Origin of the sequence: Pseudomonas sp. BNK-45, assembly GCF_047456255.1 — a bacterium.
Taxonomy (GTDB): domain Bacteria; phylum Pseudomonadota; class Gammaproteobacteria; order Pseudomonadales; family Pseudomonadaceae; genus Aquipseudomonas.
On sequence record NZ_CP179909.1, the window covers coordinates 1,536,848 to 1,556,602 of the forward strand.

The 19,755-nt window shown below is 54.7% G+C and carries 13 protein-coding genes, 4 tRNA genes and 2 rRNA genes; all 19 read left to right on the forward strand.

Translation table 11 applies throughout. From position 1 onward, the window contains the following. The first annotated feature begins 17 nt into the window (after positions 1-17). Positions 18-2,909: ribosomal RNA gene (locus ACMGG8_RS07070) — 23S ribosomal RNA — on the forward strand. A gap of 138 nt (positions 2,910-3,047) precedes the next feature. Beyond that, a 5S ribosomal RNA gene (gene rrf, locus ACMGG8_RS07075) occupies positions 3,048-3,163 on the forward strand. A gap of 205 nt (positions 3,164-3,368) precedes the next feature. Continuing rightward, positions 3,369-4,328 (forward strand): bifunctional biotin--[acetyl-CoA-carboxylase] ligase/biotin operon repressor BirA, encoded by a 960-nt coding sequence (gene birA / locus ACMGG8_RS07080; RefSeq protein ID WP_414159370.1) that lies wholly within the window; start codon positions 3,369-3,371, stop codon positions 4,326-4,328. A gap of 56 nt (positions 4,329-4,384) precedes the next feature. Further along, positions 4,385-4,831, forward strand: a complete 447-nt coding sequence (locus tag ACMGG8_RS07085; RefSeq protein ID WP_060841344.1) for a hypothetical protein — start codon at positions 4,385-4,387, stop codon at positions 4,829-4,831. 142 nt (positions 4,832-4,973) lie between these two features. Continuing rightward, a tRNA-Tyr gene (locus tag ACMGG8_RS07090) sits at positions 4,974-5,058 on the forward strand. A gap of 24 nt (positions 5,059-5,082) precedes the next feature. Next, positions 5,083-5,156: transfer RNA gene (locus tag ACMGG8_RS07095), tRNA-Gly, on the forward strand. A 26-nt stretch (positions 5,157-5,182) separates the two neighbouring features. Next, positions 5,183-5,258 (forward strand) — tRNA-Thr (locus ACMGG8_RS07100). 84 nt (positions 5,259-5,342) lie between these two features. Next, positions 5,343-6,536, forward strand: a complete 1,194-nt coding sequence (gene tuf, locus ACMGG8_RS07105; RefSeq protein ID WP_060841339.1) for an elongation factor Tu — start codon at positions 5,343-5,345, stop codon at positions 6,534-6,536. A gap of 54 nt (positions 6,537-6,590) precedes the next feature. Continuing rightward, positions 6,591-6,666: transfer RNA gene (locus ACMGG8_RS07110), tRNA-Trp, on the forward strand. A 45-nt stretch (positions 6,667-6,711) separates the two neighbouring features. Beyond that, a complete protein-coding gene (gene secE, locus ACMGG8_RS07115; protein WP_016968680.1) occupies positions 6,712-7,080 on the forward strand; it encodes a preprotein translocase subunit SecE in 369 nt (122 codons plus the stop codon). Between the two features lie 9 nt (positions 7,081-7,089). After that, positions 7,090-7,623, forward strand: a complete 534-nt coding sequence (gene nusG / locus ACMGG8_RS07120) for a transcription termination/antitermination protein NusG (protein ID WP_002555501.1) — start codon at positions 7,090-7,092, stop codon at positions 7,621-7,623. A gap of 118 nt (positions 7,624-7,741) precedes the next feature. Then, complete coding sequence (rplK, locus tag ACMGG8_RS07125; protein WP_003176435.1) at positions 7,742-8,173, forward strand: 50S ribosomal protein L11; 432 nt, start codon at positions 7,742-7,744, stop codon at positions 8,171-8,173. Next, positions 8,173-8,868 (forward strand): 50S ribosomal protein L1, encoded by a 696-nt coding sequence (gene rplA, locus ACMGG8_RS07130; protein WP_011063782.1) that lies wholly within the window; start codon positions 8,173-8,175, stop codon positions 8,866-8,868. Before rplK ends, rplA begins: the two co-directional genes overlap by 1 nt. Before the next feature lie 198 nt (positions 8,869-9,066). Continuing rightward, the gene (gene rplJ / locus ACMGG8_RS07135; protein ID WP_016968679.1) at positions 9,067-9,567 is read left to right on the forward strand and encodes a 50S ribosomal protein L10; all 501 of its coding nucleotides are present in this window, start codon (positions 9,067-9,069) and stop codon (positions 9,565-9,567) included. A gap of 80 nt (positions 9,568-9,647) precedes the next feature. Beyond that, entirely contained in the window at positions 9,648-10,013 is a 366-nt protein-coding gene (gene rplL, locus ACMGG8_RS07140) for a 50S ribosomal protein L7/L12 (protein WP_060841342.1), read from the forward strand. Between the two features lie 221 nt (positions 10,014-10,234). Further along, positions 10,235-14,308 carry a DNA-directed RNA polymerase subunit beta gene (gene rpoB, locus ACMGG8_RS07145; RefSeq protein WP_016968678.1) on the forward strand — a complete coding sequence of 1,358 codons (4,074 nt, stop codon included), beginning with the start codon at positions 10,235-10,237 and terminating at the stop codon, positions 14,306-14,308. Positions 14,309-14,372: 64 nt separating this feature from the next. Then, positions 14,373-18,572, forward strand: coding sequence for a DNA-directed RNA polymerase subunit beta' (gene rpoC, locus ACMGG8_RS07150; protein ID WP_060841341.1), 4,200 nt, complete (start codon positions 14,373-14,375; stop codon positions 18,570-18,572). A gap of 200 nt (positions 18,573-18,772) precedes the next feature. Further along, a complete protein-coding gene (gene rpsL / locus ACMGG8_RS07155; RefSeq protein WP_003186084.1) occupies positions 18,773-19,144 on the forward strand; it encodes a 30S ribosomal protein S12 in 372 nt (123 codons plus the stop codon). Between the two features lie 111 nt (positions 19,145-19,255). After that, positions 19,256-19,726, forward strand: coding sequence for a 30S ribosomal protein S7 (gene rpsG / locus ACMGG8_RS07160; RefSeq protein WP_007925959.1), 471 nt, complete (start codon positions 19,256-19,258; stop codon positions 19,724-19,726). The last annotated feature ends 29 nt before the right edge of the window (positions 19,727-19,755 follow it).

Sequence of the window (19,755 nt, forward strand, 5' to 3'; positions counted from 1 at the left end):
ATTGCTTGGGGTTATATGGTCAAGTGAAGAAGCGCATACGGTGGATGCCTTGGCAGTCAGAGGCGATGAAAGACGTGGTAGCCTGCGATAAGCTTCGGGGAGTCGGCAAACAGACTTTGATCCGGAGATCTCTGAATGGGGGAACCCAGCCATCATAAGATGGTTATCTTGTACTGAATACATAGGTGCAAGAGGCGAACCAGGGGAACTGAAACATCTAAGTACCCTGAGGAAAAGAAATCAACCGAGATTCCCTTAGTAGTGGCGAGCGAACGGGGACTAGCCCTTAAGTGGCTTTGAGATTAGCGGAACGCTCTGGAAAGTGCGGCCATAGTGGGTGATAGCCCTGTACGCGAAAATCTCTTAGTCATGAAATCGAGTAGGACGGGGCACGAGAAACCTTGTCTGAATATGGGGGGACCATCCTCCAAGGCTAAATACTACTGACTGACCGATAGTGAACTAGTACCGTGAGGGAAAGGCGAAAAGAACCCCGGAGAGGGGAGTGAAATAGATCCTGAAACCGTATGCGTACAAGCAGTGGGAGCAGACTTTGTTCTGTGACTGCGTACCTTTTGTATAATGGGTCAGCGACTTATTTTCAGTGGCGAGCTTAACCGAATAGGGGAGGCGTAGCGAAAGCGAGTCTTAATAGGGCGTCTAGTCGCTGGGAATAGACCCGAAACCGGGCGATCTATCCATGGGCAGGTTGAAGGTTAGGTAACACTGACTGGAGGACCGAACCGACTACCGTTGAAAAGTTAGCGGATGACCTGTGGATCGGAGTGAAAGGCTAATCAAGCTCGGAGATAGCTGGTTCTCCTCGAAAGCTATTTAGGTAGCGCCTCATGTATCACTGTAGGGGGTAGAGCACTGTTTCGGCTAGGGGGTCATCCCGACTTACCAAACCGATGCAAACTCCGAATACCTACAAGTGCCGAGCATGGGAGACACACGGCGGGTGCTAACGTCCGTCGTGAAAAGGGAAACAACCCAGACCGTCAGCTAAGGTCCCAAAGTTATGGTTAAGTGGGAAACGATGTGGGAAGGCTTAGACAGCTAGGAGGTTGGCTTAGAAGCAGCCACCCTTTAAAGAAAGCGTAATAGCTCACTAGTCGAGTCGGCCTGCGCGGAAGATGTAACGGGGCTCAAACCATACACCGAAGCTACGGGTATCACGTAAGTGATGCGGTAGAGGAGCGTTCTGTAAGCCTGTGAAGGTGAGTTGAGAAGCTTGCTGGAGGTATCAGAAGTGCGAATGCTGACATGAGTAACGACAATGGGTGTGAAAAACACCCACGCCGAAAGACCAAGGTTTCCTGCGCAACGTTAATCGACGCAGGGTTAGTCGGTCCCTAAGGCGAGGCTGAAAAGCGTAGTCGATGGAAAACAGGTTAATATTCCTGTACTTCTAGTTATTGCGATGGAGGGACGGAGAAGGCTAGGCCAGCTTGGCGTTGGTTGTCCAAGTTTAAGGTGGTAGGCTGGAATCTTAGGTAAATCCGGGGTTCTAAGGCCGAGAGCTGATGACGAGTTACCTTTTAGGTGACGAAGTGGTTGATGCCATGCTTCCAAGAAAAGCTTCTAAGCTTCAGATAACTAGGAACCGTACCCCAAACCGACACAGGTGGTTGGGTAGAGAATACCAAGGCGCTTGAGAGAACTCGGGTGAAGGAACTAGGCAAAATGGCACCGTAACTTCGGGAGAAGGTGCGCCGGTGAGGGTGAAGGACTTGCTCCGTAAGCTCATGCCGGTCGAAGATACCAGGCCGCTGCGACTGTTTATTAAAAACACAGCACTCTGCAAACACGAAAGTGGACGTATAGGGTGTGACGCCTGCCCGGTGCCGGAAGGTTAATTGATGGGGTTAGCTAACGCGAAGCTCTTGATCGAAGCCCCGGTAAACGGCGGCCGTAACTATAACGGTCCTAAGGTAGCGAAATTCCTTGTCGGGTAAGTTCCGACCTGCACGAATGGCGTAACGATGGCGGCGCTGTCTCCACCCGAGACTCAGTGAAATTGAAATCGCTGTGAAGATGCAGTGTATCCGCGGCTAGACGGAAAGACCCCGTGAACCTTTACTATAGCTTTGCACTGGACTTTGAATTTGCTTGTGTAGGATAGGTGGGAGGCTTTGAAGCGTGAACGCCAGTTTGCGTGGAGCCATCCTTGAAATACCACCCTGGCAACTTTGAGGTTCTAACTCAGGTCCGTTATCCGGATCGAGGACAGTGTATGGTGGGTAGTTTGACTGGGGCGGTCTCCTCCTAAAGAGTAACGGAGGAGTACGAAGGTGCGCTCAGACCGGTCGGAAATCGGTCGTAGAGTATAAAGGCAAAAGCGCGCTTGACTGCGAGACAGACACGTCGAGCAGGTACGAAAGTAGGTCTTAGTGATCCGGTGGTTCTGTATGGAAGGGCCATCGCTCAACGGATAAAAGGTACTCCGGGGATAACAGGCTGATACCGCCCAAGAGTTCATATCGACGGCGGTGTTTGGCACCTCGATGTCGGCTCATCACATCCTGGGGCTGAAGCCGGTCCCAAGGGTATGGCTGTTCGCCATTTAAAGTGGTACGCGAGCTGGGTTTAGAACGTCGTGAGACAGTTCGGTCCCTATCTGCCGTGGACGTTTGAGATTTGAGAGGGGCTGCTCCTAGTACGAGAGGACCGGAGTGGACGAACCTCTGGTGTTCCGGTTGTCACGCCAGTGGCATTGCCGGGTAGCTATGTTCGGAAAAGATAACCGCTGAAAGCATCTAAGCGGGAAACTTGCCTCAAGATGAGATCTCACTGGGATCTTGAATCCCCTAAAGGGTCGTCGAAGACTACGACGTTGATAGGTTGGGTGTGTAAGCGCTGTGAGGCGTTGAGCTAACCAATACTAATTGCCCGTGAGGCTTGACCATATAACACCCAAGCAATTTGCTTAAGAAGCGAGTTGCGGTGTGTGAAGACGAAACGAACCGAAAGTTTGCAAACACACAAATCTATTACATACCCATTCGCTGGCACGTTGCACAAGCAACGGACTGGCTACCGAATTTCTTGACGACCATAGAGCGTTGGAACCACCTGATCCCATCCCGAACTCAGAAGTGAAACGATGCATCGCCGATGGTAGTGTGGGGTTTCCCCATGTGAGAGTAGGTCATCGTCAAGATTAAATTCCGAAACCCCAATTGCGAAAGCAGTTGGGGTTTTGTTTTTGCGCTGCAGAAAAGCTGCGCTGCTGCAGCCGGCCATGACCGCTCGGCTGCGGCTGCCAGTGCTTCGATCTCCCTCTGATGCCCTTTGCCTACGGTGATTTCTATGCAATGGCTTGGGGCATAGCTATCATTCCAGCCTCATTGTAAGGCGGAGCTTGCATGTCGACGTTGTTAGAGCTTCTTAAGGATGGGCAATTTCACTCAGGGCAAGCCCTTGGGTGTGCGTTGGGTGTTACTCGTAGTGCTATATGGAAGCAATTACAGCTTCTTGAGGCGGAGTTGGGGCTCGATATTCATAAGGTGCGAGGTCGTGGTTACCGACTGGCCTCCCCAATTACTTTGTTAAGCGCAGAGAAAATTAATCGTCTTTCTCCCGATGCCCCCTGGGCGGTCCAGGTTTTTGATTTTCTGGACTCGACAAACGCCGAGGCGCTGCGCTCGATCGAGCGTGGATGTGTTGCTCCCTTCCTGGTTCTAGCTGAGCGACAAACAGCGGGGCGCGGTCGGCGCGGTCGTAAGTGGGTCAGTCCCTTCGCTGAGAACATTTACTACAGCCTTGTGTTGCGAGTTGATGGTGGTATGCGGCAGTTGGAGGGGCTCAGTCTGGTTGTGGGCCTGGCTGTGATGCAGGCTCTTCGAGGCTGTGGCGTTCCAGGTGCGGGGCTGAAATGGCCAAATGATGTCTTGGTCGGTCAGAAAAAGATTGCTGGAATACTTCTTGAGTTGGTGGGTGATCCTGCAGATGTATGTCATGTCGTCATTGGTGTTGGGATCAATGTGAACATGCAAGATTCTGAGGAGGTCGATCAGGAATGGACTTCGGTAAGGCTCGAGTCTGGCAAGATCATGGATCGAAATCAGCTTGTCGCTCGTCTGGGCGAGGTTCTGGCTGCTTATCTGGAGCGTCATCGCTTGCAGGGGTTTTCAGCTATCCAGCATGAGTGGGAGCAAAACCACCTATGGCAGGGGCGCGCAGTGTCTCTGATAGCAGGTGTAACTAAAGTTGATGGGGTCGTTCTGGGAGTTGATCGCCAGGGAGGGCTGCGCCTTAAGGTGGGGGGCGAGGAAAAGGTATATAGCGGTGGAGAGCTTAGTTTGAGGTTGCGCGACGACTCTTGAGCTCTGGCTAGCGCTAATTGGATTGGCTGTGGCGCGTCCGCTGTCGTGAGGTGTTTATGCGTTGGTTGTTTCTGCTGTTATTGGTACTCAATGTTTTCTACTACGTCTGGCATCAGCAGGAGGCCCCGCTTCGGGCAAAAGAAGTGATGCCGCTCTCACTTTATCGAGGATCCCAGCAGGATATTCGACTGCTGAGCGAGTCTACTGACGCGGTCGAGCGACGTGATAAGGGGCGGGTGGCGGATGCGGAGGCAGGTTGTCTGTATCTGGGCGGCTTTGTGCGTCGAGAGTCGGCTCAGGGGCTTGAGCGGCGTCTCGGTGAGTTGGGTGTCGAGGTCAAATTGCAGGCTTTGAATGCCCCTGGTTCATCAGGTTTTTGGTTGCGCATATCTCCTGAAAGCAAGCATCTAGTGGATGATCCTCAGTTGCTGAGCCTTGCTAAGGAATTCAATGAGTTAAAACATAAAATAATGCCGTGTGAGGGGGTTGCAACTGTCGAATAGGTTGCATAGAATGGCGCCCGCTCCGCAGTGAAGACCTCTTGAGGTTGAAGCTAAAGAGTTAGGTCAACGCAGCTAACCTCAAGATTTAATTGAGAAAATGCTTGACAGAAGGGTGGCATAGTATAGAATGCTGCCTCGCTTAGGAGGGGTTCCCGAGCGGCCAAAGGGATCAGACTGTAAATCTGACGTCTACGACTTCGAAGGTTCGAATCCTTCCCCCTCCACCAGATTTAGCGAGAGCTGCAGGCTCCGCGGGTATAGTTTAGTGGTAGAACCTCAGCCTTCCAAGCTGATGATGCGGGTTCGATTCCCGCTACCCGCTCCAAGTTTGCGGATTTTGCAAAGTGTTTTGCTCTTGTAGCTCAGTTGGTAGAGCACACCCTTGGTAAGGGTGAGGTCAGCGGTTCAAATCCGCTCAAGAGCTCCATATAACAAGGCAGATATGAAAATATCTGCCTTTGTTTTAATGGCTTGTGTGAGTTGCTTAATTCTTCTCCTAGGGGTGATTTCGATGGCTAAGGAAAAGTTCGAACGTAATAAGCCGCACGTTAACGTGGGTACTATCGGTCACGTTGACCACGGTAAAACCACTCTGACTGCTGCTCTGACTCGCGTTTGCTCCGAAGTTTTCGGTTCGGCTCGTGTTGACTTCGACAAGATCGACAGCGCCCCAGAAGAAAAGGCTCGTGGTATCACCATCAACACTGCGCACGTAGAGTACGATTCGCACATTCGTCACTACGCGCACGTTGACTGCCCAGGTCACGCCGACTACGTCAAAAACATGATCACCGGTGCTGCCCAGATGGACGGCGCGATCCTGGTTTGCTCGGCTGCCGATGGTCCGATGCCGCAAACTCGTGAGCACATCCTGCTGTCCCGTCAGGTAGGCGTTCCGTACATCGTTGTCTTCCTGAACAAGGCTGACATGGTTGACGACGCTGAGCTGCTGGAACTGGTTGAGATGGAAGTGCGCGATCTGCTGAGCACTTACGACTTCCCAGGTGACGACACTCCGATCATCATCGGTTCGGCTCTGATGGCTCTGAACGGCCAAGACGACAACGAAATGGGTACCACCGCCGTTAAGCGTCTGGTAGAAACTCTGGACACCTACATCCCAGAGCCAGAGCGTGCTATCGACAAGCCGTTCCTGATGCCAATCGAAGACGTATTCTCGATCTCCGGTCGTGGCACCGTGGTAACTGGCCGTGTTGAGCGTGGTATCGTTCGCATCCAGGAAGAAGTTGAGATCGTTGGTCTGCGCGATACTCAGAAAACTACCTGCACCGGCGTTGAAATGTTCCGCAAACTGCTCGACGAAGGTCGTGCTGGTGAGAACTGCGGCGTTCTGCTGCGTGGTACCAAGCGTGACGACGTTGAGCGTGGTCAGGTTCTGGTTAAGCCAGGCACTGTTAAGCCTCACACCAAGTTCACCGCTGAAGTTTACGTTCTGAGCAAAGAAGAAGGCGGCCGTCATACTCCGTTCTTCAAAGGCTACCGTCCACAGTTCTACTTCCGTACTACTGACGTGACTGGTAACTGCGAGCTGCCAGAAGGCGTTGAAATGGTAATGCCAGGTGACAACATCCAGATGACTGTCACTCTGATCAAAACCATCGCGATGGAAGATGGTCTGCGTTTCGCTATCCGTGAAGGCGGTCGTACCGTCGGCGCCGGTGTCGTAGCCAAAGTCATCGAATAAGCTCTTGAAATATCTCCATCGGGCCGACATAATGGTCGGCCTGATTTTGTTTTTAGGTCAGTAGCTCAATTGGCAGAGCGACGGTCTCCAAAACCGTAGGTTGGGGGTTCGATTCCCTCCTGACCTGCCAGATTCACTCAATGTGTCTGGCTTTCTTTTCACAGGATCTTCATAGATGACTCCTAAAGCTGAAGCTCAAGGCTCTCGCTTCGATCTGCTCAAGTGGCTCGTTGTGGTCGCTTTGGTGATTGTTGGTGTTGTTGGCAATCAGTACTACTCTGCTTCGCCGATCCTGTACCGTGTCCTAGCGCTGCTTGCTATTGCTGCTGTTGCTGCCTTTGTTGGTCTGCAAACTGCAAAGGGCAAGTCGTTCTTTGTGCTGGTTAAGGAAGCGCGCACTGAGATTCGTAAAGTCGTATGGCCTACTCGCCAAGAAACCACGCAAACCACTTTGATTGTTGTGGCTGTGGTTCTGGTTATGGCGTTGCTGTTGTGGGGGCTAGATTCCCTGCTCGGCTGGCTTGTTTCCTTGATTGTTGGCTAAGGGTGTCCCGTGGCTAAGCGTTGGTACGTTGTGCATGCTTACTCGGGTTACGAGAAGCATGTAATGCGCTCGTTGATCGAGCGTGTGAAGCTGGCTGGCATGGAAGATGGCTTCGGCGAAATTCTGGTTCCCACTGAAGAAGTGGTTGAGATGCGTAACGGCCAGAAGCGCAAAAGCGAGCGTAAATTCTTTCCAGGCTATGTGCTGGTTCAGATGGATATGAATGAGGGTACTTGGCACTTGGTCAAGGACACCCCTCGTGTGATGGGCTTTATCGGTGGTACTGCCGATAAGCCGGCTCCTATTACTGATAAGGAAGCGGAGGCGATTCTGCGTCGCGTCGCTGACGGCAGTGATAAGCCTAAGCCCAAGACACTGTTTGAGCCGGGTGAAGTGGTTCGTGTTACTGACGGTCCATTCGCTGATTTTAATGGCACGGTAGAAGAAGTTAACTACGAAAAGAGCCGTATTCAGGTGGCTGTGCTCATTTTCGGTCGCTCTACTCCGGTAGAGCTAGAGTTCAGTCAGGTCGAGAAGGCATAACTGGACGAGAATCCCATACCCCGCAGCCTTAGGCTGTGGGGTTTTGTCGTCACTGGGATAAACGCGCAAGTAACCGGGGAGCCTTTCTAGGCGTCTGAACCCGTAATTGGAGTGCCTCATGGCTAAGAAGATTACTGCTTACATCAAGCTGCAAGTTAAGGCCGCTCAGGCCAACCCAAGCCCGCCCGTTGGTCCAGCTCTGGGTCAGCACGGCGTGAACATCATGGAATTCTGCAAGGCTTTCAACGCCCGTACTCAGGGTCTTGAGCCAGGTCTGCCGACTCCTGTGATCATCACTGTTTACAGTGACCGCAGCTTCACTTTCGAAACTAAGAGCACCCCTGCTTCGGTTCTGCTGAAGAAAGCTGCTGGTCTGACCAGCGGTTCCGCTCGTCCGAACACCGTTAAGGTTGGCACCGTTACCCGTGCTCAGTTGGAAGAGATCGCGAAAACTAAAAACGCGGATCTGACTGCAGCTGATATGGATGCAGCCGTGCGTACTATCGCCGGTTCTGCTCGTAGCATGGGCCTTAACGTGGAGGGTGTGTAATGGCTAAGCTGACCAAGCGCCAAAAGGCTATCGCCGGCAAGATTGAAGCAGGCAAGGCCTACAACTTCGTAGAAGCCGCCGCTCTCCTGACCGAGCTGTCGACCGTTAAGTTCAGCGAGTCCGTAGACGTTGCTGTGAACCTGGGCGTAGACCCACGTAAATCTGACCAGGTTGTTCGTAGCGCTACTGTGCTGCCGCACGGCACTGGCAAGACTGTACGTGTAGCTGTGTTCACCCAGGGTCCAGCTGCTGAAGCTGCTCTGGCTGCCGGTGCAGACCGCGTAGGTATGGATGATCTGGCTGCCGAAATGAAAGGCGGCGACCTGAACTATGACGTAGTTATTGCTTCCCCGGATGCAATGCGCGTTGTAGGTCAGCTGGGTCAGGTTCTGGGTCCTCGTGGCCTGATGCCTAACCCGAAAGTCGGTACCGTTACTCCAGACGTAGCTTCGGCAGTCAAGAACGCCAAGGCTGGTCAGGTTCGTTACCGCACCGACAAAAACGGCATCATCCACACTTCCGTTGGCAAGGTCGGCTTCGACGCCGTCAAGCTGAAGGAAAACGTTGAAGCCCTGATCGCTGACCTGAAGCGTATCAAGCCAGCTTCTTCGAAAGGCATCTACGTCAAGCGCGTTACCCTGAGCACCACTATGGGCCCAGGTCTGGTCATCGACCAGGGTTCGCTGGACGTATAAGACACAAGCGGATGCAAGTGATTGCATCCGCTGAAAAATTGGGGTCCCTGCCTGGCGGGGGCTATCCAAGACCGTAGGCGACGCAAGTCTTAAACCTCAAGCCTACGCAGATGGTGCTCCCGGTTCCTTACCGAATCAGACACCAAAACGACATCCAGCTCCGGTTGGATGAAACGGTAACAAGCAGGAGTTAAACCCGTGGCAATTAAACTCGAAGACAAGAAGGCCATCGTCGCTGAAGTCAACGAGGCTGCCAAAGTCGCTCTGTCTGCTGTTGTGGCTGATGCCCGCGGCGTGACAGTAGGCGCAATGACCGGACTCCGTAAAGAGGCCCGCGAAGCTGGTGTTTACGTACGTGTTGTACGTAACACCCTGCTCAAGCGCGCTGTTGAAGGCACTCAATATGACGTGCTCAACGACGCGTTCGTCGGCCCTACCCTGATTGCATTCTCCAAGGAACATCCGGGCGCTGCCGCTCGTATTTTCAAAGAGTTCGCAAAGGGTCAGGACAAGTTCGAGATCAAGGCAGCTGCGTTCGAGGGCAAGTACCTCGCAGCAAACGAGATCGACGTGTTGGCTTCGCTGCCAACTCGCGACGAAGCTATTGCGAAGCTGATGAGCGTGATTCAAGGCGCTACCAGCAAGCTGGCTCGTACTCTGGCGGCTATTCGCGACCAGAAAGAAGCTGCTGCTGCCTAAGGCACCGCAAGCCCTTTCAAAATCATATGTTTAATTTGATGGCTGCGTAGGCTGTCACCCCAATACAGGAATTTATAGTCATGTCTCTGACTAACGAGCAAATCATCGAAGCAATCGGCCAGAAAACCGTTCTGGAAGTTGTTGAGCTGATCAAGGCAATGGAAGAAACCTTCGGCGTTACCGCTGCTGTTGCCGCCGCTGGCCCAGCTGCTGCTGCCGCTGTTGTTGAAGAGCAAACTGAATTCAACGTCATGCTGACCGAAGCTGGCGAGAAGAAAGTTAACGTGATCAAGGCTGTACGTGAACTGACCGGTCTGGGCCTGAAAGAAGCCAAGGCTGTAGTTGACGGCGCTCCTGCCATGGTTCTGGAAGCTGTTGCTAAAGAAGCAGCTGAAAAAGCCAAAGCAGCTCTGGAAGAAGCAGGCGCTAAAGTCGAGCTCAAGTAAGCATCGACTTTGTGTCTCCAGCCCAAGCGTTAAGCGAACGGCTGATGGCTGGTGGCTTTTGCCACCGGCCTTTTTCCGTTATTGGCGACCGACTGGGTCGGTGCCTTTAACGTGCTGTAACCCACCCTGTGCGGTGGCGCAAACCAAAGGGTTTGCACGATTTTCTGGCTGCTCCCGTCGGGAGAAGCCGAATAAGCAGGTGACCAAGCTGGGGAACGCTGATGGCTTACTCATATACTGAGAAAAAACGTATCCGCAAGGACTTTAGCAAGTTGCCGGACGTCATGGATGTGCCGTACCTCCTGGCCATCCAGCTGGATTCGTATCGTGAATTCTTGCAAGCGGGAGCGACTAAAGATCAGTTCCGCGACGTGGGCCTGCATGCGGCCTTCAAATCCGTTTTCCCGATCATCAGCTACTCCGGCAATGCTGCGTTGGAGTATGTCGGTTATCGCCTGGGCGAACCGGCGTTTGATGTTAAAGAATGCGTGTTGCGTGGTGTGACTTACGCCGTACCTTTGCGGGTAAAAGTCCGTCTGATCATTTTCGACAAAGAATCGTCGAATAAAGCGATCAAGGACATCAAAGAGCAAGAAGTCTACATGGGTGAAATCCCCCTGATGACTGAGAACGGTACCTTCGTAATCAACGGTACCGAGCGTGTAATCGTTTCCCAGTTGCACCGTTCCCCTGGCGTATTCTTCGACCACGACCGTGGCAAGACGCACAGCTCCGGTAAGCTGCTTTACTCTGCGCGGATCATTCCGTACCGCGGTTCGTGGCTGGACTTCGAGTTCGACCCGAAAGACTGCGTGTTCGTCCGTATTGACCGTCGCCGCAAGCTGCCTGCGTCGGTTCTGCTGCGCGCGCTGGGTTACACCACTGAAGAAGTGCTGGACGCTTTCTACACCACCAACGTATTCCATGTGAAAGGCGAGAGCCTGAGCCTGGAGCTGGTGCCTCAGCGCCTGCGTGGTGAAATTGCCGTTCTGGACATCCAGGATGACAAGGGCAAGGTTATTGTCGAGCAGGGTCGTCGTATCACCGCTCGTCACATCAACCAGCTGGAAAAAGCCGGTATCAAGGAGCTGGATGTACCTCTGGACTATGTCCTGGGTCGTACCACCGCCAAGGCTATCGTGCACCCGGCTACCGGCGAAATCCTGGCAGAGTGCAACACCGAGCTGAACACTGAAATTCTGGCAAAAATCGCCAAGGCTCAGGTTGTTCGCATCGAAACTCTGTACACCAACGACATCGACTGCGGTCCGTTCGTTTCCGACACTCTGAAGATCGACTCCACCAGCAACCAATTGGAAGCGCTGGTCGAGATCTATCGCATGATGCGTCCTGGCGAGCCGCCGACCAAAGATGCAGCCGAGACGCTGTTCAACAACCTGTTCTTCAGCCCTGAGCGCTATGACTTGTCCGCCGTTGGCCGGATGAAGTTCAACCGTCGGATCGGTCGTACCGAGATCGAAGGTTCCGGCGTGCTGTGCAAAGAAGACATCGTTGCCGTACTGAAGACTCTGGTCGACATCCGTAACGGTAAAGGCATTGTCGATGACATCGACCACCTGGGTAACCGTCGTGTTCGCTGCGTAGGCGAAATGGCCGAGAACCAGTTCCGCGTTGGCCTGGTGCGTGTAGAGCGTGCGGTCAAAGAGCGTCTGTCGATGGCCGAAAGCGAAGGCCTGATGCCGCAAGACCTGATCAATGCCAAGCCAGTGGCGGCGGCAGTGAAAGAGTTCTTCGGTTCCAGCCAGCTGTCGCAGTTCATGGACCAGAACAACCCGCTCTCCGAGATCACCCACAAGCGTCGTGTCTCTGCACTCGGCCCAGGTGGTCTGACGCGCGAGCGCGCAGGCTTTGAGGTTCGTGACGTACACCCGACTCACTACGGTCGTGTATGCCCGATCGAAACGCCGGAAGGTCCGAACATCGGTCTGATCAACTCCCTGGCGGCCTATGCGCGCACCAACCAGTATGGCTTCCTTGAGAGCCCGTACCGTGTGGTGAAAGACGCTCTGGTTACCGACGAGATTGTGTTCCTGTCCGCCATCGAAGAGGCCGATCACGTGATCGCCCAGGCTTCGGCGACCATGAACGACAAAGGTCAACTGATCGATGAGCTGGTAGCTGTTCGTCACTTGAACGAATTCACTGTCAAGGCGCCGGAAGATGTCACCTTGATGGACGTTTCGCCGAAGCAGGTAGTTTCGGTTGCAGCGTCGCTGATCCCGTTCCTCGAGCACGACGACGCCAACCGTGCATTGATGGGTTCCAACATGCAGCGCCAGGCTGTACCGACACTGCGTGCCGACAAGCCGCTGGTAGGTACCGGCATGGAGCGCAACGTTGCCCGTGACTCCGGTGTTTGCGTTGTGGCTCGTCGTGGCGGCGTGATCGACTCGGTCGATGCCAGCCGTATCGTGGTTCGTGTTGCGGATGACGAAGTTGAGACTGGCGAAGCCGGTGTTGATATCTACAACCTGACCAAGTACACCCGCTCCAACCAGAACACCTGCATCAACCAGCGTCCGCTGGTGAGAAAGGGTGATCGGGTACAGCGCAGCGACATCATGGCCGATGGTCCGTCCACCGACATGGGTGAGCTGGCACTGGGTCAGAACATGCGTATCGCGTTCATGGCATGGAACGGCTTCAACTTCGAAGACTCCATCTGCCTGTCCGAGCGTGTGGTTCAGGAAGACCGCTTCACCACGATCCACATTCAGGAACTGACCTGCGTGGCTCGTGACACCAAGCTTGGCCCAGAGGAAATCACTGCAGACATCCCGAACGTGGGCGAGGCTGCACTGAACAAGCTGGACGAAGCCGGTATCGTTTATGTAGGTGCTGAAGTTGGCGCAGGCGACATCCTGGTCGGTAAGGTCACTCCGAAAGGCGAGACTCAACTGACTCCGGAAGAGAAGCTGCTGCGTGCGATCTTCGGTGAGAAAGCCAGCGACGTTAAAGACACCTCCCTGCGTGTGCCTACCGGTACCAAGGGTACTGTCATTGATGTACAGGTCTTCACTCGTGACGGCGTTGAGCGTGACGCTCGTGCTCTGTCCATCGAGAAGAGCCAGCTCGACGAGATCCGCAAGGATCTGAACGAAGAGTTCCGCATCGTGGAAGGCGCGACCTTCGAACGTCTGCGCTCCGCTCTGGTCGGCCATAAAGCCGAAGGCGGCGCCGGTCTGAAGAAAGGCCAGGAAATCACCGACGAAGTTCTCGACGGTCTTGAGCACGGCCAGTGGTTCAAACTGCGCATGGCTGAAGATGCTCTGAACGAGCAGCTCGAGAAGGCTCAGGCCTACATCGTTGACCGCCGCCGTCTGCTGGACGACAAGTTCGAAGACAAGAAGCGCAAACTGCAGCAGGGCGATGACCTGGCTCCAGGCGTGCTGAAAATCGTCAAGGTCTACCTGGCAATCCGTCGTCGCATCCAACCGGGCGACAAGATGGCCGGTCGTCACGGTAACAAGGGTGTGGTCTCCGTGATCATGCCGGTTGAAGACATGCCGCACGATGCCAATGGCACCCCGGTCGACGTCGTCCTCAACCCGCTGGGCGTACCTTCGCGTATGAACGTTGGTCAGATTCTCGAAACTCACCTGGGCCTCGCGGCCAAAGGTTTGGGCGAGAAGATCAACCGCATGGTTGAAGAGCAGCGTAAGGTGGCGGAGCTGCGCACTTTCCTGGACGAAATCTACAACCAGATCGGCGGTCGCAATGAAGACCTGGACAGCTTCTCCGATCAGGAGATTCTGGATCTGGCGAACAACCTGCGCGGCGGTGTGCCAATGGCCACTCCGGTGTTCGACGGCGCCAAGGAAAGCGAAATCAAGGCCATGCTGAAACTGGCGGACCTGCCAGAGAGCGGCCAGATGCAACTGACCGACGGCCGTACCGGCAACAAGTTCGAGCGTCCAGTTACCGTTGGCTACATGTACATGCTGAAACTGAACCACTTGGTAGACGACAAGATGCACGCTCGTTCTACCGGTTCGTACAGCCTGGTTACCCAGCAGCCGCTGGGTGGTAAGGCGCAGTTCGGTGGTCAGCGTTTCGGGGAGATGGAGGTCTGGGCACTGGAAGCATACGGTGCTGCATACACTCTGCAAGAAATGCTCACAGTGAAGTCGGACGATGTGAACGGTCGTACCAAGATGTACAAAAACATCGTGGACGGCGATCACCGTATGGAGCCGGGCATGCCCGAGTCCTTCAACGTGTTGATCAAAGAAATTCGTTCCCTCGGCATCGATATCGATCTGGAAACCGAATAACACGTGACGCGAATCGAGAGCGGGGCAGGATTGCCCGCTCTCTGCTCCGCCAGGAGGAAAGGCCTTGAAAGACCTACTGAATTTGCTGAAAAACCAGGGTCAAGTCGAAGAGTTCGACGCCATCCGTATCGGATTGGCTTCGCCTGAGATGATCCGTTCGTGGTCGTTCGGTGAAGTTAAAAAGCCGGAAACCATCAACTACCGTACGTTCAAGCCTGAGCGTGACGGCCTGTTCTGCGCCAAGATCTTTGGCCCGGTAAAGGATTACGAGTGCCTGTGCGGTAAGTACAAGCGCTTGAAGCATCGCGGCGTGATCTGCGAGAAGTGCGGCGTTGAAGTTGCACTGGCCAAGGTTCGTCGTGAGCGCATGGCGCACATCGAGCTGGCCTCGCCGGTTGCCCACATCTGGTTCCTGAAATCGCTGCCGTCCCGTATCGGCCTGCTGATGGACATGACCCTGCGTGATATCGAGCGCGTTCTCTACTTCGAGAGCTACGTCGTTATCGATCCAGGCATGACCACCCTGGAAAAGGGTCAGCTGCTGAACGACGAGCAGTACTTCGAAGCGCTGGAAGAGTTTGGTGATGACTTCGACGCCCGCATGGGTGCCGAGGCTGTCCGCGAGCTGCTGCACGCTATCGACCTGGAGCACGAGATTGGCCGTCTGCGTGAAGAGATTCCGCAAACCAACTCGGAAACCAAGATCAAGAAGCTGTCCAAGCGTCTGAAGTTGATGGAGGCCTTCCAAGGCTCCGGCAACCTGCCAGAGTGGATGGTGTTGACCGTTCTGCCGGTTCTGCCGCCAGATCTGCGTCCACTGGTTCCGCTGGATGGCGGTCGCTTTGCGACTTCCGACCTCAACGACCTGTATCGTCGAGTGATCAACCGTAACAACCGTTTGAAGCGCCTGCTGGATCTGTCCGCTCCGGACATCATCGTGCGCAACGAAAAGCGTATGTTGCAGGAAGCCGTCGACGCCTTGCTCGACAACGGTCGTCGTGGCCGCGCTATTACCGGTTCGAACAAGCGTCCTCTGAAATCCCTGGCTGACATGATCAAGGGTAAGCAAGGTCGTTTCCGTCAGAACTTGCTCGGTAAGCGCGTTGACTACTCCGGTCGTTCGGTAATTACCGTAGGTCCGACCCTGCGTCTGCACCAGTGCGGTCTGCCGAAGAAGATGGCTCTCGAGCTGTTCAAGCCGTTCATTTTCGGCAAGCTGGAAATGCGTGGCCTGGCCACGACCATTAAAGCTGCCAAGAAGATGGTCGAGCGCGAGCTGCCAGAGGTTTGGGACGTTCTCGCTGAAGTGATTCGCGAACACCCAGTGCTTCTCAACCGTGCACCGACCCTTCACCGTCTGGGCATCCAGGCGTTTGAACCGGTACTGATCGAAGGTAAGGCTATCCAGCTGCACCCTCTGGTCTGTGCGGCGTACAACGCCGACTTCGACGGCGACCAAATGGCCGTGCACGTTCCGCTGACGCTGGAAGCCCAGCTGGAAGCGCGTGCGTTGATGATGTCGACCAACAACATTCTGTCGCCAGCCAACGGTGAGCCAATCATCGTTCCGTCGCAGGACGTTGTATTGGGTCTGTACTACATGACCCGTGAAGCGATCAACGCCAAAGGCGAAGGTCGTGTGTTCGCCGATCTGCAGGAAGTCGACCGTGTATTCCGCGCCGGCGAAGCTGCTCTGCACGCCAAGATCAAGGTTCGTATCAACGAAACCGTCAATGATCGCGATGGCGGCAGCGTGAGCACCACCCGTATTGTCGACACTACTGTCGGCCGTGCGCTGCTGTTCCAGGTTGTGCCAAAAGGCCTGTCTTTCGACGTCGTCAACTTGCCGATGAAGAAGAAAGCGATCTCCAAGCTGATCAACCAGTGCTACCGCGTGGTGGGTCTGAAAGAGACCGTGATCTTCGCTGACCAGTTGATGTACACCGGTTTTGCTTACTCGACCATTTCCGGCGTTTCGATCGGCGTTAACGACTTCGTTATCCCGGATGAAAAAGCCCGCATCATCGGTGCTGCCACCGACGAAGTGAAGGAAATCGAGAGCCAGTACGCCTCCGGCCTGGTAACCCAGGGCGAGAAGTACAACAAAGTGATCGACCTTTGGTCGAAGGCTAACGACGAAGTATCCAAGGCGATGATGGCCAACCTCTCGAAAGAGAAGGTCATTGACCGTCACGGCGAAGAAGTCGAGCAAGAGTCGTTCAACTCGATGTACATGATGGCTGACTCGGGTGCGCGGGGTTCCGCTGCACAGATCCGTCAGTTGGCCGGTATGCGTGGTCTGATGGCCAAGCCGGATGGCTCCATCATCGAAACGCCGATTACTGCGAACTTCCGTGAAGGTCTGAGCGTACTCCAGTACTTCATCTCGACTCACGGTGCTCGTAAAGGTCTGGCGGATACCGCGTTGAAAACTGCGAACTCCGGTTACCTGACTCGTCGTCTGGTAGACGTGGCGCAGGATCTGGTTGTAACCGAGATCGATTGCGGCACCGAGCACGGTCTGCTGATGACTCCGCACATTGAAGGCGGTGACGTTGTAGAGCCTCTGGGTGAGCGCGTTCTGGGTCGTGTTATCGCCCGTGACGTATTCAAGCCGGGTACCGAGGACGTCATCGTTCCTGCGGGCACTCTGGTCGACGAGAAGTGGGTTGAGTTCATCGAGCTGAACAGCATCGACGAAGTGATCGTGCGTTCGCCGATCAGCTGCGAAACCCGTTATGGCATCTGCGCCAAGTGCTACGGTCGCGACCTGGCTCGTGGTCACCTGGTGAACATCGGTGAAGCGGTTGGCGTAATCGCTGCCCAGTCCATCGGTGAGCCGGGCACCCAGTTGACGATGCGTACGTTCCACATCGGTGGTGCGGCAAGCCGGACCTCGGCAGCGGACAGCGTACAGGTGAAAAATGGCGGTACCGTCCGTCTGCATAACCTGAAGCACGTTGAGCGGGTGGATGGTCACCTGGTTGCCGTGTCGCGTTCGGGCGAGCTGGCAATTGCCGACGACTTCGGTCGTGAGCGCGAGCGCTACAAGCTGCCTTACGGTGCTGTGATTTCGGTGAAGGAAGGCGATAAGGTCGACGCTGGTGCCATCGTGGCCAAGTGGGATCCGCACACTCACCCAATCGTTACCGAAATGAAAGGTACCGTGACCTACGTGGGCATGGAAGAAGGCATCACGATCAAGCGTCAGACTGACGAATTGACCGGTATGACCAACATTGAAGTACTTGACGTCAAAGACCGTCCAGCTGCCGGTAAGGACATTCGTCCAGCCGTGAAGATGGTGGGTATGGATGGCAAGGATCTGCTGCTGCCAGGTACCGACGTACCGGCCCAGTACTTCCTGCCGGCTAACGCCCTTGTGGGTGTTGCCGACGGTGCGCAGATTGCGATCGGTGATGTTATCGCTCGTATTCCGCAAGAAACTTCGAAGACCCGCGACATCACCGGTGGTCTGCCGCGTGTTGCCGACTTGTTCGAAGCTCGTCGTCCGAAGGAAGCCTCGATTCTGGCTGAAGTCAGCGGCACCATCGCGTTCGGTAAAGAGACCAAGGGCAAGCGCCGTCTGGTCATCACTCCGAACGACGGTAGCGATCCGTATGAGGAGCTGATTCCGAAGTGGCGTCACCTGAACGTCTTCGAAGGCGAACAAGTGAACCGCGGCGAAGTTATTTCCGACGGTCCGAGCGATCCACACGACATCCTGCGTCTGCTGGGTGTGAGTGCGCTGGCCAAGTACATCGTTAACGAGATCCAGGACGTTTATCGTCTGCAGGGCGTGAAGATCAACGATAAGCACATCGAGACCATCCTGCGTCAGATGCTGCGTAAAGTTGAGATTGCCGAATCCGGCGACTCCAGCTTCATCAAGGGCGACCAGATGGAACTGACCCACGTACTGGTAGAAAACGAGCGTCTGAGCGCTGAAGACAAGTTCATCTCCAAGTTCACCCGCGTACTGCTGGGTATTACTAAGGCGTCCTTGTCCACTGAGTCGTTCATCTCGGCGGCCTCCTTCCAAGAGACCACTCGTGTTCTGACCGAAGCAGCAGTGACCGGCAAGCGCGACTACCTGCGCGGCCTGAAGGAAAACGTGGTCGTGGGTCGTCTGATCCCGGCCGGTACCGGCCTGGCTTACCACAGTGAGCGTAAGCGCCGTCGTGATGCAGACAAGCCACTGCGTGTAAGCGCAAGCGAAGTCGAAGCAGCACTGACTGAAGCGCTGAACTCCAGCGGTAACTGAGGTCTGCAGTAGATTGAGATGAGGCCCCGGTTTTTCCGACTGAGAATCGAGACATGTTTGTCGCGGTTCACTGATCGGAGAGGCCGGGGCCTTGCCTTGACTGGGGACGGGATCCTCTTTAGACTCTTGTACCCCTAAATTTGGTGGAGCTCCTGCTCTGCCATTTTGTTTATGTCGAAAGACAACAGTGGAGCTAGTAGATGGCAACTATCAACCAGCTGGTACGTCAGCCGCGTAAGCGTATCGTCGAGAAATCCGACGTGCCTGCGCTGCAGAACTGCCCGCAACGTCGTGGCGTGTGCACTCGCGTGTATACCACTACGCCGAAAAAACCTAACTCGGCACTGCGTAAAGTATGCCGTGTGCGTCTGACCAACGGTTTCGAGGTTTCCTCGTACATCGGTGGTGAAGGCCACAACCTGCAAGAGCACAGCGTCGTTCTGATTCGCGGCGGTCGTGTAAAAGACTTGCCAGGTGTTCGTTATCACACCGTTCGTGGCTCCCTGGATACCTCCGGCGTTAAAGGTCGTAACCAAGGTCGTTCGAAGTACGGTACCAAGCGTCCGAAGTAATCGGCCGTTTTGCAGTTTTTAATTATATTGAGTCGATAAGAGTAAGGTCGGGCACGCGTCCATTGGATCAACTGTCCCGAGCTAACCTGAAGACCGTTTGAGGGCTTATCAATGCCAAGACGTCGCGTAGCAGCCAAACGTGAGATTCTGGACGATCCGAAATACGGAAGCCAGATCCTCGCCAAGTTCATGAACCACGTAATGGAGAGCGGCAAGAAAGCCGTTGCCGAGCGTATCGTTTATGGCGCGCTGGAAAAAGTTAAAGAGCGCAAGAACAGCGATCCCCTGGAAATCTTCGAGAAAGCTCTCGACGCCATCGCTCCGCTGGTCGAAGTGAAGTCGCGCCGTGTAGGCGGTGCTACTTACCAGGTTCCGGTCGAAGTTCGTCCGTCCCGTCGTAACGCTCTGGCAATGCGCTGGTTGGTAGACTTCGCCCGCAAGCGCGGCGAGAAGTCTATGGCTCTGCGTTTGGCTGGCGAACTGCTGGACGCTGCCGAAGGCAAAGGTGCTGCAGTTAAGAAGCGTGAAGACGTTCACCGTATGGCTGAAGCCAACAAGGCTTTCTCGCACTACCGCTTCTAATCTCAGCATCATTCATTTTGCGAGGGCTT